General features: G+C 72.3%; 14 protein-coding genes. 8 read left to right on the plus strand and 6 right to left on the minus strand.

The window, feature by feature from the left end; genetic code table 11:
* Nucleotides 1–5 precede the first annotated feature (5 nt).
* Nucleotides 6–1,595 (minus strand): ricin-type beta-trefoil lectin domain protein, encoded by a 1,590-nt coding sequence (locus ACFWP2_RS29825; protein WP_380457107.1) that lies wholly within the window; start codon nucleotides 1,593–1,595, stop codon nucleotides 6–8.
* A 630-nt stretch (nucleotides 1,596–2,225) separates the two neighbouring features.
* On the opposite strand from ACFWP2_RS29825, the gene ACFWP2_RS29830 reads away from it, so the two are divergent.
* Nucleotides 2,226–3,461, plus strand: a complete 1,236-nt coding sequence (locus ACFWP2_RS29830) for an MFS transporter (RefSeq protein ID WP_380457109.1) — start codon at nucleotides 2,226–2,228, stop codon at nucleotides 3,459–3,461.
* A gap of 285 nt (nucleotides 3,462–3,746) precedes the next feature.
* Here the strand turns inward: ACFWP2_RS29830 and ACFWP2_RS29835 are convergent, their stop codons facing one another.
* Nucleotides 3,747–4,589: a hypothetical protein gene (locus tag ACFWP2_RS29835; protein WP_380457111.1), complete on the minus strand. Its 843-nt coding sequence runs from the start codon at nucleotides 4,587–4,589 to the stop codon at nucleotides 3,747–3,749.
* A 559-nt stretch (nucleotides 4,590–5,148) separates the two neighbouring features.
* Between ACFWP2_RS29835 and ACFWP2_RS29840 the strand changes: the two genes are divergently transcribed.
* From ACFWP2_RS29840 to ACFWP2_RS29850, 3 genes are all read left to right on the plus strand, one after another.
* On the plus strand, nucleotides 5,149–5,634 hold the full coding sequence (locus ACFWP2_RS29840; protein ID WP_380457113.1) for a DUF2975 domain-containing protein: 486 nt from the start codon (nucleotides 5,149–5,151) through the stop codon (nucleotides 5,632–5,634).
* A complete protein-coding gene (locus ACFWP2_RS29845) occupies nucleotides 5,634–5,855 on the plus strand; it encodes a helix-turn-helix domain-containing protein (RefSeq protein WP_380457115.1) in 222 nt (73 codons plus the stop codon). The genes ACFWP2_RS29840 and ACFWP2_RS29845 overlap by 1 nt, the downstream gene beginning before the upstream one ends.
* Nucleotides 5,856–6,195: 340 nt before the next feature.
* Complete coding sequence (locus ACFWP2_RS29850; protein ID WP_380457117.1) at nucleotides 6,196–6,618, plus strand: hypothetical protein; 423 nt, start codon at nucleotides 6,196–6,198, stop codon at nucleotides 6,616–6,618.
* A gap of 101 nt (nucleotides 6,619–6,719) precedes the next feature.
* On the opposite strand, the gene ACFWP2_RS29855 is transcribed toward ACFWP2_RS29850, so the two are convergent.
* The 4 genes from ACFWP2_RS29855 to ACFWP2_RS29870 all read right to left on the minus strand — a co-directional run bounded on the left by ACFWP2_RS29855 (nucleotide 6,720) and on the right by ACFWP2_RS29870 (nucleotide 9,891).
* Nucleotides 6,720–7,229 carry a hypothetical protein gene (locus ACFWP2_RS29855; RefSeq protein WP_380457119.1) on the minus strand — a complete coding sequence of 170 codons (510 nt, stop codon included), beginning with the start codon at nucleotides 7,227–7,229 and terminating at the stop codon, nucleotides 6,720–6,722.
* A 279-nt stretch (nucleotides 7,230–7,508) separates the two neighbouring features.
* Nucleotides 7,509–7,946 carry a hypothetical protein gene (locus ACFWP2_RS29860; protein ID WP_380457121.1) on the minus strand — a complete coding sequence of 146 codons (438 nt, stop codon included), beginning with the start codon at nucleotides 7,944–7,946 and terminating at the stop codon, nucleotides 7,509–7,511.
* Nucleotides 7,947–8,188: 242 nt separating this feature from the next.
* Entirely contained in the window at nucleotides 8,189–8,617 is a 429-nt protein-coding gene (locus ACFWP2_RS29865; RefSeq protein ID WP_380457123.1) for a hypothetical protein, read from the minus strand.
* Nucleotides 8,618–9,249: 632 nt separating this feature from the next.
* Nucleotides 9,250–9,891 carry a hypothetical protein gene (locus tag ACFWP2_RS29870; RefSeq protein ID WP_380457125.1) on the minus strand — a complete coding sequence of 214 codons (642 nt, stop codon included), beginning with the start codon at nucleotides 9,889–9,891 and terminating at the stop codon, nucleotides 9,250–9,252.
* A 410-nt stretch (nucleotides 9,892–10,301) separates the two neighbouring features.
* On the opposite strand from ACFWP2_RS29870, the gene ACFWP2_RS29875 reads away from it, so the two are divergent.
* The 4 genes from ACFWP2_RS29875 (at nucleotide 10,302) to ACFWP2_RS29890 (ending at nucleotide 16,247) form a co-directional block, all read left to right on the plus strand.
* On the plus strand, nucleotides 10,302–11,285 hold the full coding sequence (locus ACFWP2_RS29875) for an ABC transporter permease (RefSeq protein ID WP_380457127.1): 984 nt from the start codon (nucleotides 10,302–10,304) through the stop codon (nucleotides 11,283–11,285).
* A 175-nt stretch (nucleotides 11,286–11,460) separates the two neighbouring features.
* Entirely contained in the window at nucleotides 11,461–12,321 is an 861-nt protein-coding gene (locus tag ACFWP2_RS29880; RefSeq protein ID WP_380457207.1) for an ABC transporter permease, read from the plus strand.
* Nucleotides 12,318–14,468 carry a dipeptide ABC transporter ATP-binding protein gene (locus ACFWP2_RS29885; protein WP_380457129.1) on the plus strand — a complete coding sequence of 717 codons (2,151 nt, stop codon included), beginning with the start codon at nucleotides 12,318–12,320 and terminating at the stop codon, nucleotides 14,466–14,468. The genes ACFWP2_RS29880 and ACFWP2_RS29885 overlap by 4 nt, the downstream gene beginning before the upstream one ends.
* Before the next feature lie 81 nt (nucleotides 14,469–14,549).
* Nucleotides 14,550–16,247, plus strand: coding sequence for an ABC transporter family substrate-binding protein (locus tag ACFWP2_RS29890; protein WP_380457131.1), 1,698 nt, complete (start codon nucleotides 14,550–14,552; stop codon nucleotides 16,245–16,247).
* Nucleotides 16,248–16,262: the final 15 nt, after the last annotated feature.

Genomic DNA, 16,262 nt, shown 5'->3' on the forward strand with positions numbered 1-16,262 from the left:
TACGGTCAGGCCTGTACGGCGATGAGCTGGAACTTCTCGTTCGGGTCGCCGTTGCAGTCCCACAGGATGATCGGGGTGTTGTTGTTCCAGACCGGGCCGCCGCCGGCGACGTTCAGGCAGCGGTTGCTGGCGGGGTTGCGCAGCTGGCCCTCGGCGGTCCACTCGAACTTCTCGTTGCCCGAGGAGGCGCTGCAGTCGAAGAGGATGATCGAGTTGCCGTTGTTCCACGGCCCGGCACCGGCGACGTTCAGGCAACGGTTGCTGCCGTAGTTGTAGAGCAGCCCGTCGGCGGTGAGCTGGAACTGTTCGTTGATCTGGCCGTTGCAGTCGAACAGGACGATCGGCGTGCTGTTCGGCCAGGTCGGGCCGGCGCCCGAGATGTTGAGGCAACGGTCGCTGGCAGGGTTCTTGATCCGACCGACCGGGTGGGGGATCTCGTTGTCGGCGACGAGCTGGAACTTCTCGTTCGGGTCACCGTTGCAGTCGAACAGGACGATCGGTGTGCCGTTGGCCCACGGGCCGGCGCCGAAGACGTTCAGGCAGCGGTTGCTGGCGGGGTTGCGCAGCTGGCCCTCGGCGGTCCACTCGAACTTCTCGTTGCCCGAGGAGGCGCTGCAGTCGAAGAGGATGATCGGGTTGCCGTTGTTCCACGGCCCGGCACCGGCGACGTTCAGGCAGCGTCCGCTGGTGGGGTTGCGCAGCAGCCCGTCCGGGGTGAGCTGGAACTTCTCGTTGTTGGCGCCGAGGGCGCAGTCCCAGGCGATGATCTCGGTGCTGTTCGGCCAGGTCGGCCCGGCGCCCTTGAGGTTGAGGCAGCGTCCGCTGGCGGGGTTGAGGATCTCGTACGACCGGCTCGTCTGGGCCGACACCCACGCGGCGAGGTCGTCGACGCGGGTGGCGTAGGCGCCGGTGCGGGTCTCGGTGGCGGGGGTGTCGAGGCAGCCGCCGCGCCAGGAACGGGAGGCGACGGCGAGCAGCTCGGCCTTGCCGTTGACCTCGCGGACCACGGGGGCGCCGGTGTCGCCCTGGCAGACCGCCGCGCCGCCCGTCCCCGTGATGCCGACGCCGGTCGGGTTCACGGTGTCGAGGCTGAACGAGCCGGTGTGCGCCTGGGAGGGCACCCACTCGGTCTTGGTGCGCCCGAACCCGGTCACCTTCAGCGACTGCCCGGCGACCGGCGCCGAGGTGCCGACCGTCAGCGGCGTGACGCCCTGGACGGGTGTGGCCAGGCGGGCCAGCACCAGGTCGCGGCCCTGACCCGGCACCAGCTCGACGACCTGGGTCGACTTCGCGCCGACCGTGGCGGTGGTCTTCCACTTCGGCGCGCCGGCGGCCAGCGCCTGCGGCTGCGCCGGGTCGTCGGAGAAGCAGGACGCGGCGCTGATCACCCAGAGCTGGTCGACCAGCGCGCCGGTGCAGCCGCGCAGGCTGTCACCGATCACCAGGCGCGCGGCGGTGGCGGAGGCGCCGGCCGCGGCCGCGTCGCCCACCACGGCGCCGGCCGGGGTCGTGCCGAGGGTGGACAGTGCACCGGCGGCGAGGACGGCGGTCAGCACACCCGCCCGCCGGGAACGGAACCGGGACGTGCGGGACATGGGACTTCCTGTCGTGGATCCTTCCGGCGACGCGGAGTCGGCGGTCGGGACGGCGTCGGCTGAGGCGGTGAGGGCCCTGCCCCCTGTGATGGGCCGGCGATGTATTTCTGTGCGCATTTCCTTTTCCTGGGTAAGTTTGCGTCAAAGACGGCGCAAACTAGGACAGTCTGTGGGTGATCGATATGAATTGACTTGATATCGACTTCGGTTCGACCTCGACCCGGGTTTGTCAAGCCCCCCGTTTTTCTGAGTGATCGTCATGCATGGCGGCGCAGACTCTACCTGACGTCGTGAAGGTTCTGTAGGTCGTATATGGGCCGCTCACCAGCGGACGGGCGGTACCTGATCCGATCGACAATCGGGGGTCGAAGCGGTGAAAAACGAAATACCGAAGGCAAACTACAAGGGGGCATGCACCCTGCCGCCCCGCGGCGATTCTCGCGACACTCACCGACCCCGGCGAGGGCCTTCACCGGACGGCGGGTCTGCTACGGTTCCCGGCATGTTCCTCCCCCGTGCGTAACGGACCCGCGACGACCGTGCCCCCTCTCACCGGGCACGGGCTCCGGTGTCCCCGCACGCCTCCGGGTACGGCCCCGCCCTGCCCGCCTTCGCCGAGGAACGTCTCCCTTGTCTTCGCCCGCCCCCTCCTACGCCGCTGTCCTGCGCGCCCCGCACACCGGCCGCGTCTTCGGTGCCGCCCTGCTGGGCCGGCTGTCGTACGGGATGGTCCCGTTCGCCATGATGCTGGCCGTCCAGGACGCCACCGGCTCCTACCCGGTGGCCGGCACCGTGCTGGCCCTGTTCGGGCTGGCCAGTGTCCTTCTCTCACCGGCCCGTGCCGCCCTGGTCGACCGGTACGGCCCCCGGCGCGCGCTGCCGCCGATGGCCGCGCTGTACGCCGGGCTGCTGGTCCTGGTGGCCGCCACCACCTGGCGGCCGGGCGCGCCACCGCTCCTGACGGGTGCTCTGGTGGTCGCCGCCGGTGCCTGCACCCCGCCGCTCGGGCCGGTGATGCGGACGCTCTGGCGCCGACTGCTGCCGGACCGGGAGCTGCTGCGACGGGCGTACAGCCTGGACACCGTCGCCGAGGAGCTCCTGTTCGTCAGCGGCCCGCTGCTGGTGGGGCTGCTGCTCACGGTCGCCGGCCCGACGGCCGGGGTGGCCGCGGGAGCCGGGCTCGTCCTGACGGGCACCCTGGCACTGGTCTCCTCCCCGGCCGCGCGGGAGGCGGACCGGACCGGGCCGGCCGCACCCGGAGCGCGCCCGGAGGGCGGAGGAGAGCTGCGCCGGGTGGTGCTCGCCTCGGCCACGACCGGGCTGGCGCTCGGGGCACTCGACCTGATGGTGGTGGCCTTCGCCGAGGAGCGCGGGCGGGCCGGGGCGGCCGCCTGGATCCTGGCGGCGCTCTCGGCGGGCAGCGCCGTCGGGGGCCTGGCCCACGGCGCCGTCGCCTGGTCCGCCCCGAACCGGGCCCGGCTGCCGCTGCTGGCCGCCGGGCTGGGCCTGGCGCTGGCGGGCGCGGGGCTGGCGCCGAACCTCCCCGTGCTGACCGCGGCCGTCGCACTGGCCGGGCTGTTCGTCTCACCCGTCGTCACCACCGCCTACCTGATCGCCGACGAGACGGCCGCGCCACGGGCCCGCACCCGGGCCGGCGCCTGGGTGAACACCGCCTTCAACGCCGGCTCGGCGGGCGGCACCGCGACCATCGGCCTGCTGGTCGACCGGCTGCCACTGCCGCTCTGCTTCGCCCTGGCGGCCGCCCCCACGCTGCTCTCCGCCGCGTCGGCCGCCCGCCGGCTGCGCGAATCCGCCGGCGACGAGGCGCCCCGGACGCCGACCACCGGGCCCGACCGGCCGCTCTGAGCGCGGCCCCGCCGCCCCTCCGCCCCGCCCGCCCCTCCGGCACCCGCTCGGTACCCGGCTGCGGGAGGGCCCTGCGGGTGGACGGAGCCGGAGGGCGAAGGCCTGACCGGCGGGCACGGGGCGGCGCTGCCCGGAGGCCGCGGGAGAGGAGGAGGCCCGCCGCCGCCCGATCGCCCGCTTCGGCGCCGGCCGGAGCACCGGCCGGCGATGCCGCGCAGGGCGCGCCTTCGCCCTTCCCGGCCCGGGTCGAGGCGCGGTTCGGGGCCAGGCCGGGGCGCAGCCGGCTCAGCGGACGAAGTAGTGCGGGTCGCGTTCCGCGAGGGTCGAGGCCAGGGCGCGCAGATCGGCTTCGGTGTTGTTCCTGCCGTCGGCGGACATCACGACCAGGTGGTCGCCCCGGCGGACGAAGTAGAAGACCACGTACGGGCCGACCCGCCGCCAGGTGTCCGGCGCGACCTGCTCGCAGCCCTCGGCGCGCACCGTGCTGCCGAGGTCCAGCGCGTCGCAGACCGGTGGCCGGAAGGTGGGTCCCACCGGCTGCACCGTCACCCTGACGGCCCAGTGGTTGGGGTCGTCGGCATCGGCGCCGGGACGGTCGGGCAGCAGGGTGAAGCCGAACCACCGGCCGGGCTTGCTGGCCAGCGGGGTGCGGATGCGGTAGCCGGCGACGTCCGGTGCGTACAGCGGAACGCCGGCGCCGGCGATCTCGTCGCGCAGGCCTTCGTCCGCGCGGTGCCCGCCGAGGAGCGCCGAGAGCGGCCAGCACAGGGCGAGGGCGACCAACAGGGCGATGCGCGGCCGCCACAGCAGCGGCCTGGGGGCGGTCAGGGCGGCCGCGAGTGCGAACACCGCGGCCGTGACGAAGGGCAGCAGCGCGTCCGGGAGGGTCCAGGCACCGGCCCGGTCGCCCAGCTCGCCAGCCAGCCAGAGGAGCAGGGCGGCCGTGGCGGCGACCTGCCAGGCCGGGCGGACGCCCGCCAACCGCAGGGCCAGCCAGCTCACCAGGAAGCCGACGACCGCGGCCACCCCGAGGAAGAACAGACCCACCCCCAGGCAGCTCCACCCCTGCTGCCGGTCGCACGGGAGCAGGTCGACCCACGGCAGCGCGGCCAGCGCGATCGACGACACCCCGAGGCCGGCTCCCACCGCGGCCGCCCTCGCCGTCCGGGAGGCGCCGACCGCCCGCCACCGGCCCGTCGTCCCTCGACCGCTCGTCGCCGTCCCCCCGGGTGTGGTCACCGGTGCGTGTCCTCTCCGTGCTGCTGTGCGCGTGGTCCGACGACGCGCGTGGTCCGACGACCGATCCTGTCGCACGCCGGCGGGGGCGGCATGAGTACGCGCACTCAGATTCGAACGACGGGTTTCCGCCCGCCTCGGGGGCTTCGTCCCTCGTGGGCGTCCGCGCCGCCCGAGGGCGCCCAAGGGCGTCCGATGCCGCCCGACAGGTGTGCTCGGCGAGCCCCGCCGGGACCGTGGGGGCGGAGCCGCCCGGCCGTGGCGGCGGACGGGAGTTGCTGCGACGAGGTCTACCGCCGCACCCGCCGCACCGCCCCGGGGCCCGACGGGGCGTCACCGCTCGTACCCGGCTCGATCGTTCGACGCCGCGGCCATCGGCGTCCGACCCCGCCCTTGCCTCATCTATCGAGAATCGATAGATTCCCATCGTAGATCGATGGAAGGACGGGTCATGGGACGACTGACGGTGCGCGCTCTGCGCGCCGTGCTCGTGGTGGTGCTCACCGGCACGGTGTTCGTACAGACGATGATGCTGTGGGCGATGGCCACCAAGCCGGCGGACGGGTCGCTCCCGCTCACCCCGCTGCGCGTGATCACGATCCTCGGCATGGTGTCGGCACAGGTCGCCCTGGTCTGCGTGTGGCGGCTGGTGGCGATGGTGCGACGCGGGACCGTGTTCTCCCTGGCAGCCTTCCGGTACGTGGACGGCGTGATCGGTGCGATCGTGGCGGCTGCCCTGCTGTGGTTCTCGGTGACGGCCGTCAACGCGCCCGGGCAGCGGGACGACCCGGGCGTCACGCTCATCATGGGCGGGATCGGCGTGGCCGTCCTCGGGGTGGCGCTCATCGTGCTCGTGCTGCGGATGCTGCTCGCCCAGGCCGTCGCACGCGACGTCGAGGCGGCCCGGATGAAGGCCGAGCTGGACGAGGTGATCTGATGCCCATCGTGGTCGACATCGACGTGATGCTGGCCCGGCGGAAAATGTCGGTCGGTCAGCTTGCGGACCGCGTAGGGATCACGCCCGCCAACCTGGCAGTACTCAAGAACGGCCGCGCCAAGGCGGTGCGCTTCGCGACACTCGCCGCGCTCTGCGAGGCGCTCAAGTGCCAGCCGGGCGACCTGCTGCGCTGGGAGGCCGAGGACACCGCGGGCGAATGAACCGTGCCGCGCCTGGTGCCCGGCAACGCTCGTCGCCGATCCGGCGCGGACCCCCGCACCAGCGCCGTTCCGCCCGGACGGACCCTGCCCGCCGCTCGAGCCATCGGGCCCTCGGACACCGCCGGTCAGCAGGCGGGGTCTACGCTGTGGCCCACGGCCGGCGGCTGATCTTCGTCTGTCCACACGACTGACGATGGTCAACGGTGGCCGTCTCCGCCTCCGAGCCGGCCCCGAACCGGCCCGAGCAAGCGCGGCCGTGCGGGACCTCGGCGGCCATGGGGCGGACGTGAGAGACGGCTGGGCCGCCACGGCGACGCGGATACGGGTGGGAGCGGACTTGATGGATGGCTCGGGACAGGCTGCGGTCGCGCTGGCAGTGGCCCTCCGAGATGCCCACTTCAAGCTGAAGGGGCTGGCGCGCGCCTGGGAGGAGCGCGCCTCGACAGGCTCGGTGCGCAGCCGCGAGTCACTGGGGCCGGTCTGGCAGTACTCGGACGACCCGGACCAGGCGTCCTACAGCGACGGCCAGATGATCGAGCTGGCGAACAACGCGGCGGTGGTCTTCCAGCTCTCCATCGGCTTCAGTGCCGGCGGGACGGACCTGCTGGCGGGGGTCTCCCTCGAGGACGACGGGGGGAACGTCACGGAACTGCTGTCCACGGGCCCCGAGGAGTTCCCTCCAAGCTCCGAGGCCCTGGTCACCGAGATCGGGCTGTGCCTGGACCGCATGGAGGCGCTCGACCTCTCTGGCGTGATCGGCTGACCCAGCCGTTCGGGAGGTACGTCCCGAACTCGCCGTCCCGCTGACCTCGGACAGTCCTGAACCGCGCGCCGGGACGGCGAACCTGTCGGCGTGGTTCGCCGTCAAGCCCGCCCGTCGGGAACGGCGGCGAGGCGGCCGAGCAGCGCGATCACGGTGATCCGCGTCCTGCTGTCGTTCGTCGCCGCGCAGTGGGCGTCGACGCCTCGCTCGTCCGGTGCCTCGTTCGGATCGGCCAGGCCCAACCGGATCAGGTCGACGGCGTACTCGTGGCACCGGGAGTAGTCCGCTGCGGCGTTCACCGCTTCGGCATGGTCGATGCGGCCGGGATCCGCGGCGCGCAGCAGCGCCGGGGTGGGCGGCGGGCCCAGGACCTCCCCGATCCACCCCGAGACGGCCTCCCGGGGGCAGCCCCGTTCCAGCTTCGAGGTGGTCGCGGCGGTGAGGGCCAGGTGGATGAGGAGCGTCCCGAACCAGGCCGCGACCTCGGCCGGGGGCGTTTCCGTGCCTGCCGGCGGCATCACGGCCCGGTACAGCGCGGCTGGGTCGTCGGCGTGCGCGGCGGCGACGACCGCCTTCATCGCGCTGCCGAGGGCAGCCTGATCGATGCTCATGTCGGTGGTTCTCTTCCCCTGGTCGGCGGCCGTCAACGTACCGCTCCGGCGCGGTGCACGGCTGGTGAAGGGCGGATTTTTCCCCGCTACGAGCGGTAGCCGGTTGACCGGCTTGACGGCCGGGACCGGTGCGCATCCGCCTCCCACGTGGTCGACGACGTCCTCCGTCGTCCCATGTCCGACGCCCCGGCCGGCTCGCCGACCGCCTGCGACCACCGACGCTTCGCGTCACCCGTCCGGGCCACGGGTCCCGCACGGGAAGTCGGCGGGGCCGATGTCTCATGCCCGCCCGGGGCGCCGGCCACGGGCGGTGTCGAGGAGGCGGCGTGCCAGGGGCCGGATCCGGGGCGGGCCCAGCAGCGGTGCCCGGACGACGCACAGGGCGAAGAGGAGCTGGCCCAGCAGCAGGACGGGCAGCAGCGGCGGGAAGAACAGCAGGAACCAGAGCGGCAGGAGCAGCAGCCCGGCCAGCGGGCCCCGGAACGCCGCGCCGGTCCTCGTGCTGAACAGCGAGAAGAGGAAGCAGATCACGACGGACGGGAGCCCGACGAAGGCCGCGATTCCCAGCATGTCGCGCGCTGTCATCGCGGCGGTGCCCGCCATCGCCCCCGCCAGGAGCGCCTCCGTGACGGCGAGGGTGGCGGCGTAGCGGATCACCAGGTCGGCGAGCCGCAGTCCGATGAAGCCCAGGTTCCGCCACGGCGTGCTCGGGTCCACGGGGAGCTCCTTCGTCACATGTCCGGGTGGCCGTCGCGGGAGATCATGCCAGCAATATTGAACGCGTTCAATTGCTGCGATCGCCGCCGGACGCACGGCGGGGCGCCCCCGCGCCACCGGCCGAAGCGGCACGAAGTGACGGGGAAGAAGTGATGGAGCGTCACATCGCCTATGGACAAGGGGAGTTCACCGACCACCGGCCGTTCGACTCCCGACGGGCGTGCCGAACCCCCGGCCGGCCGTCAGTCCTGCATGCGCAGGTAGTCCTCCAAGGGGACCGCGCCCATGCTCCTCGTGACGATCGGCTGGAACAGCGCGGCGCTTGCGCCGGCGATCGCCCCCAGCGGCGCGACGAGGGACCGGTCGACTCCCGACAGGTCGCCGGTGCAGAGGTACGCACCGGCGATGGCGCTCGTCAGCACCTCCTTGGGGTCGACCGCGGGGGACTCGGAGTCCGCTCCGCTCGGGACCACCGAGACGATGGCGACGGCCAGCGGGCTCGCATCGGCCCGCCCCGCGATCTTGGCGCCCACGTCGGCCGCGGCGCCGTCACCCAGGAAAACGAGCCGGACGAATTCTCCCAGCTCGTCGACCTCCTGCTCACTGAGCGGGGCGATGGCCCCGAGCCGGAGCAGGTGGTAGCGAATCCTGTGGATATTCGCGTCCTCCATGAAGAATTGCCTGGACTCGTTTACGGCCTGTGCGGCATCCCTGAAATCAGACATCGTTTCGCACTCGCATGGGAAGGCTCCGGGCCGTTCCACCACCGGGGGGCGTCCCGGCGTGAACCGGTGCTGGAGATCGATTGGCCAGTGCCCCCTCCGTCGGGCTGCTTGACGGAGATGCGGGAAGCGATCTGGCCGTTCACCGGAACCATCGACGCCTTGCGTCACAACGCATCTGCCGAATTCTGGACACGGTCCGGCGTCAGGAGATTCAACCCCGCGGGGGATCGCTCTGCTTTTGTCGTCTCACACAACAGTAGTCCTGCGTCTTGCCGCTCCGCCAGTACCTGTCGCGCCCGGAGGGAGCACCGAGGGCTCCTGGACTCCAGGCCTCGTGACGCTCTGTAGGCCGTCTCGCGTGCGCCACGAGGGAAGGTGTGCGCGGCGCCGGTCTACTCCCGGTGACCGGTTTCCGATGCCCCCCGGGTCCACGTCCGCCGGGCTCGCTCGGCGAGGTCCGGGACGGTGACGGAGGGTCGGCGCGTGGCCGGCGGCGGGACGGTCACGGCGAGTGGCAGCAGGGCTCCGACGAGGACCGCGCGGGGAACCTTGCCCTCCGTGCGATGGAATCGATGGTTCTAGAGACCGCCGCCGAGGACGACGCGGTAGACGATCGTGGCGCCGTCGGTGCTGACATCGGTGCAGAGTTCGCGGCGGTCGATGAGCCAGCCGTTCGTCTCGCACCGCTGCCGGGGCCGGAGCCGGTCGGCGGCCTGCGCCGTCGGCACGTCGGGCGGGCCCGTCAGGTAGAGCGTGCGCCAGCAGGTGGCGCCGTGGCCGTTGCCGCAGGACTGGCCGGTGCCGACGGTGGTGTAGCCGGGCGGCGGCTGCGGCACGGCCTTCGCGGACGGGAGGTCCGCCTCGTGGAAGAACACGAGCGCCAGCAGCGGGGTCGCGGTGAGGACGAGGGCCAGCTGGCTGTGGAAGGCGATGCCCACCGCCCGGGACCAGCCGCCCGGGCGCTCCGTACGCGGGTCGGCGATCTGTCGCTCCAGCCACAGGCCGACCAGGACGGCCAGTTCGGCGAGTGGTGTGTACAGCAGGTACAGCTCGGCCTCGCTCCGCAGCTGCAGCAGGTCGAGCGCCAGCGCGAGCACCAGCGCCAGCCAGAGCAGCAGCACGGCGGCGACGGACACCCTCAGCGGCGTCGACCGGGCGCGCAGCACCCAGTGGACGAGCGGCAGCAACGCGAACAGCACCCCGACGACGGCCCACACCACGATCCGAAACCCTCCCGACAGCGGACGACGACATCCCGGGAAGACCGGACGCCCGGGTACCGGTCCTCGGTTCCGGCACGAAGAGAACCGCTGGACGGGTGGCGGAGGCGAGGGGCGCAGCACCGGCCCGGCCCTCCCCCGCCGTCTTCGGGCCCGGCGGCCGCGGCGGCCTCTCCCACCTGCGGATTCGACGGAATGTGACGCGGACACATCCGTCTGCTGCGGGGGCGTTTCGTCTTCGTGTCGACATGCCTTGATCCCTGGTGCCGGGTGTCGCTCGCACACAGACTGGTCTGCGCACGGTCGTGCAACCACCCCTTGGATCGAGAGAGTTCCACCCGCATGCCCAGTTCCTCCAGACCCGGCGCTCCCCAGGCGCACCCGCCGCACCCGGTGGGGAGGTGGCGTCCGTGCTCCGGTACGTGACACGCAGGGCGGCGGGCTGGTTCCTGGTGATCGCCGTGGCCACCAACGCCACGTATTTCCTGGCCAGTTGGTTCCTCGACCCGCGCTCGAACTTCAAGGAGCTGCGCCCGGTCCGCACCGAGGAGCAGATCTCCCGGGCCCTGGCCCCCTACAACCTCGACCCGCACGAGCCGCTGCTCCACCGCTGGTGGGACTGGCTGACCGGGGTGGTCCTGCACTTCGACTGGGGCCGCTCCCCGGTCGGGGTCCGGGTGAACGGGGAGATCGGCTACCGCTCCCTGGTCAGCGCCGAACTGGTGATCGGCGCGACGGTCCTGTCCGTCGTCGTCGGGGTCGCGCTCGCGGTCCACACCGCCTCGCGCCAGTACGGCTGGCGGGACCGGGCCGCCCAGGCCCTGTCCATGGCGCTCTTCAACGTCCCGGTGTCCATCGCCGCCCTCGCCCTGGTGCTGCTGGCCATCCGGCTGAACGAGCAGGCGGGTTGGCACTTCCTGTACGTCGCGGGAGAGAACTCGCCCGACGTGGAAGGGTTCTGGGCGACGGTCGGCGACCGGCTGCTGCACCTGATCCTGCCGACGCTGACACTCACCCTGACGGGGTACGTGGGCTACCACCTCACCCAGCGCTCCCTGCTGCTGGACGTCATCGGCTCCGACTTCGTGCGCACCGCCCGGGCCACCGGGCTCACCCGCGCCCAGGCGATCCGCCGGCACGCCCTGCGCACCGCCCTGATCCCCACCGCCCAGTCCGTGGCCTTCAGCATCCCGGCCGTCTTCACCGGCGCGGTCCTCACCGAGACGATCTTCGGCTGGAACGGCATGGGCCAGTACTTCATCCAGACCATCAGCAAGAACGACGTGCACGGCACCGTGGCGACCGCCGCCTTCGCCGCCGCCCTGACCGCGATCGGCGCGATCCTCGCGGACGTCGCCACCGTTCTTCTCGACCCGAGAGTGCGGGTGAGCTGAGATGGGCACCCCTGTGAGTTCCGACGCCGTGAGTTCCGACGCCGTGAGTCCCGACGCGGTGAGTCCCGACGCGGCCCCCGAAGGCGTCCTCGCCACCGCACCCGGGCCGGCCGCCGGTCCGCTGCCCACCGAGCAGGCCGGGCAGGACGCGCACGACGGGCACGACGGGCGCTACCTGGGCCGGCACCGCCTCTACCTGCGGCGCTTCCTGCGCAACCGGATCGCCGTCGCCGGCGTGGTGATCCTCCTGCTGCTCGTGCTGTTCAGCGCGCTCGGCGACCTGTTCACCCCGTACGGCTACACGGACGCCGACTTCTCGGCCCTGACCCAGCCCCCCGGCGCCGAGCACTGGTTCGGCACCAACCAGGGCGGCAACGACGTCTACGCCGCCGCCGTGCACGGCCTCCAGCGCTCGCTGGTGATCGCGGTGAGCGTGTCCCTGCTGACCGTCGCCATCGCCGCGGTCGTGGGCGCGGGCGCCGCCTACGTCGGGGGCCGGGTGGAGAAGGCCACCCTCGCCCTCGTCCACTTCCTGCTGATCGTGCCCTCCTTCCTCGTCCTCGCCCTGGTCTCGCACCGGCTGGCGGGCGACTGGCGGGTCCTCATCCTGGTCCTGACGGTGTTCGGCTGGATGTCCACCGCCCGCGTGGTCTGGTCGGTGTCGACGTCCCTGCGCGAACGCGACTACGTGCGCGCCGCGGAGTTCATGGGCGTGCGCCCGCTGCGCATCGTGGTGCGCCACATCATCCCCAACCTGGGCTCCCTACTCATCGTCAACCTCACCCTGGGCGTGGTCTCCACCGTGCTCAGCGAGACCGCCCTGTCCTTCCTCGGCTTCGGCGTCCAGACCCCGGACGTGTCGCTGGGCACGATGCTCGCCGACGGCGCGGGCACCATCACCAGCGCCCCCTGGCTCTTCGCCTTCCCCGCCGGGCTGACCGTGCTGCTCACCGTCTCGATGACCTTCGTCGGCGACGGCCTGCGCGACGCCCTCGACCCCACGTCCACCACCGCGGCGGCAGGAGGCCGACGATGACCCTCGCACCCGAGCGCCGCACCGCGCCCGCGGCCGGTCCCACCGGGCCCGCACCCGTCCTGTCCGTACGCGACCTGCGCGTCTCCTTCCCCTCCGAGGCCGGACCGGTGGAGGCCGTGCGCGGCGTCGACTTCGACCTCCTGCCCGGGCGCACCCTGGGCATCGTCGGCGAGTCCGGCTCCGGCAAGTCCGCCACCGCCCTCGCCGTCATGGGCCTGCTGCCGCCCACCGCGCGGCTCGGCGGCCGGATCCTGCTGGGCGGCCGCGACCTGGCGGCGCTGGACGACAAGGAGCTCTCCCGGGTGCGCGGCAAGGACATCGGCATGGTCTTCCAGGACCCGATGTCCGCGCTCACGCCCATCTTCAGCGTCGGCCGGCTGCTCTCCGAGGCCCTGCGCGTGCACCGGGAGCTGTCCAGGAAGGACGCCTGGGAGCAGGCGGTGGAACTGCTCGACCTGGTCGGCATCCCCGACCCGCGCGAACGCGCCAAGGCGTTCCCGCACGAGTTCTCCGGCGGCATGCGCCAACGCGTCGTCATCGCCCTGGCCATCGCCAACAGGCCCTCGGTGCTCGTCGCCGACGAGCCCACCACGGCGCTCGACGTCACCGTCCAGGCCCAGATCCTCGACGTGCTGCGCCTGGCCCAGCGCGAGACCGGCGCCGGTCTCGTCCTGATCACCCACGACCTGGGCGTGGTGGCCGGCCACGCCGACGACGTCGCCATCATGTACGCCGGACGGATCGTCGAGCACGCGGGCGTCGACGAGCTCTTCCGCCGTCCCACGATGCCCTACACCGCCCGCCTGCTGGCCGGCGTCCCGACCGTGGACAGCGGCGTCCAACGGCCCCTGATCCCAGTCGGCGGAGAGCCGCCGTCCCTGGTCGGCCTGCCCGGCGGCTGCCCCTTCGCGCCCCGCTGCGCGGTGGCCCTGGAGGTGTGCCGGACCACCGAACCGGACCTGACCACGCCGGACCCGAACGCACTGGCCCCGAACGCACCGGACTCGAACACACCAGGCCCGACCGCACCGGCCGGCCGACCCGGCCGCGCCGCCTGCCACCGCGCGCGGGAGATCGCCGACGGAAGCCTCGACCCGGCCGGGGAGGCCGTCCCCGTACCCCCGGCCGGCTCCGGGGAGCGGACCGCCGGCGACGTGGTCCTGCGCGTCGAGGACCTGGTCAAGACGTTCCCCGCCACCAAGGGGGCCCTGCTCAAGCGCCGGGTGGGGACCCTGCACGCGGTCAACGGCATCAGCTTCGAACTGCGCGCGGGCGAAACCCTGGGCCTGGTGGGCGAGTCCGGCAGCGGCAAGACCACCACGCTGCGCGAGGTGCTGCGGCTGCGCGCCCCCGAAGGCGGCCGCATCGAGGTGGCCGGCACCGACGTCGCCACGCTGCGGTCGGCCGCCCAGGTGCGCGAGCTGCGGCGCGAGGTCCAGATCGTCCTCCAGGACCCGACGGACGCCCTGGACCCCCGGATGACCGTCTTCGACCTGCTGGCCGAACCGCTCCGGGCCGCCGGCGCCGACCGCACGGCCGTCCGCTCCCGGGTCACCCGACTCCTGGACCTGGTGGGCCTGGACCGCGCCATGGGCGACCGCTTCCCCGCCGCGCTGTCCGGCGGCCAGCGCCAGCGCGTCGGCATCGCCCGCGCCCTGGCCCGCGAGCCGAGGCTGCTGGTCCTGGACGAGCCGCTGTCCGCCCTGGACGTCTCCGTGCAGGCCGAGATCATCAACCTGCTCGCCCGGCTGAAGCGCGAACTGGGCCTGGCCTACCTCGTGGTGGCGCACGACCTGGCCGTGGTGCGCTACTTCTCCGACCGCATCGCGGTGATGTACCTCGGACACATCGTCGAGTCCGGCGCCACCGAGGAGATCTTCGCCCGGCCCCGGCACCCGTACACCAAGGCCCTGCTGTCGGCGATCCCGGTGCCCGACCCGCGGCGCGAGCGCCACCGCGAGCGCATCGTCCTCGAGGGCGAGCAGCCCAGCGCCGCCCGGCTGCCGCGGGGCTGCGTGTTCGTCGACCGCTGCCCGCTCCACCGGGAGGCCGACGAGAGCGTACGGACGCGCTGCCGCACCGAGCGGCCGGCGACCGTCGGCGCCCCGGACGGCTCCGACCACCACTACGCCTGCCACGCGGTCTGACACCCGCGCCGCCCCACCCCTTCCCGTCCTCCCTCCTTCCCGTTCTCACCCCTTCTCACCGATTCCCGCCAAGGACATCCCATGCGTCGCAAGCTCGCCCTGCCCCTCGCGCTCGCCGCGGCCGTCTCGGTCGCCGCCACCGCGTGCTCCTCCCCGTCCCCATCCGGCGGCTCCTCCGGCGGCTCCCCCGGGCAGGACGCCAGGAACGCCGCCCAGGTCGCGTCCTCGGTCACCGACTACAACCCCCAGCCGTACGAGAACATCAAGGACGGCGGCACCTACACCACCGCGGGGACCTTCGACGAGCAGGGCAACCCCTTCAACGTCAACGGCACCCTGAACGCCCTGCGGATCTGGTCCTGGTACAACGCCGACGCCATCACCTACTCGCCCACCGGCGAGGTGCAGTACAACCCGGACTACTACAGCGACGTGAAGGTCTCGGTCGAGGGCGGCGACCAGAAGGTCGTCATCACCCTCAACCCCAAGGCCGTGTTCAACGACGGCACCCCGATCGACTGGCGGGCCATCGAGGCCACCTGGAAGGCCAACAACGGCTCGGACAAGGAGTACGCGGCCTCCTCCACCGACGGCTACGACCGCATCACCTCCGTCACCCCGGGTGCGGACGACAAGCAGGCGGTCATCACCTTCAAGGGCGTCAACGCCTCCTGGTCCGCGCTGTTCACCACCTTCCTGCACCCCCAGGCCGCCACCGTCGACAACTTCAACAAGGCGTACGTCAAGACGGCCCACCCCGAGTGGGGCACCGGACCGTACACCGTGGGCACCTGGGACGCCCACTCCGGCAACATCACCTTCGTGCGCAACCCCACCTGGTGGGGCCGGACGGGCAAGCTCGACAAGCGCGTCTACGTCAACCTGGAGAGCGCCGCCTCGATCAACGCCTTCAAGAACGGCGAACTCGACTACACCTCCGCCGTGGCCGCGGAGAGCCTCAAGCAGGTGAAGACGGTCAAGGACGCCGAGGTCCGCCGCGGCGGCAGTCCCTTCGAGTACTCGCTGTACCTCAACACCAAGTCACCCCTCCTCGGCGACATCCAGGTCCGCAAGGCGGTGCAGGAGAGCATCGACCGCACGCAGATAGCGAAGATCCGCTTCCAGGGCCTCGACTACACCGAGCCGCTGCCCGGCTCGGCGGTGCTCTACAGCTTCCAGCAGGGTTACCAGGACAACGTCGCCGCCGTGCTGAAGTACGACCCGGAGGAGGCGCGGAAGACCCTGGACGCGGCCGGCTGGAAGCCCGGGGCCGACGGCATCCGCACCAAGGACGGCAAGCAGCTCGAACTCGGCTACACCCTGCTCGGCGACGACCCCATCGAGAAGGCCACCGCCGGGGCGTTCACCGCGATGCTCAAGGCCGTCGGCGTGAAGGTGGACGTCAACAAGGTCTCCGAGAACGACTTCTCCAAGGTGCTCAGCGACCGCCGCTTCGACCTGTTCATCTCCGGCAACCGCTCGACGGACCCCTTCGGCGCGCGCTACCTGTGCGACTTCTACTGCTCGGACCGTGACTCCAACATCACCGGGTCCGGCACCCCCGAGCTGGACCAGGAGATCCGCGCCACCGGGGAGATCGCCGACCTCGGCCGGCAGATCGCGGCCGTCAACAAGGTCGAGCAGAAGGCCCTCCAGCAGTACGCCTTCCTGCCGCTCTACAGCGGCCCCTCCACCTACGGCATCCGCAAGGGCCTGGCCAACGTCGGCGCCACCATCTTCTACAGCCCGCTGCCCGAGACCATCGGCTGGCAAAAGTAGCGGGGACCGACGGGA

The sequence above is a fragment of the Kitasatospora sp. NPDC058444 genome (assembly GCF_042721415.1).
Taxonomy (GTDB): Bacteria; Actinomycetota; Actinomycetes; order Streptomycetales; family Streptomycetaceae; genus Kitasatospora.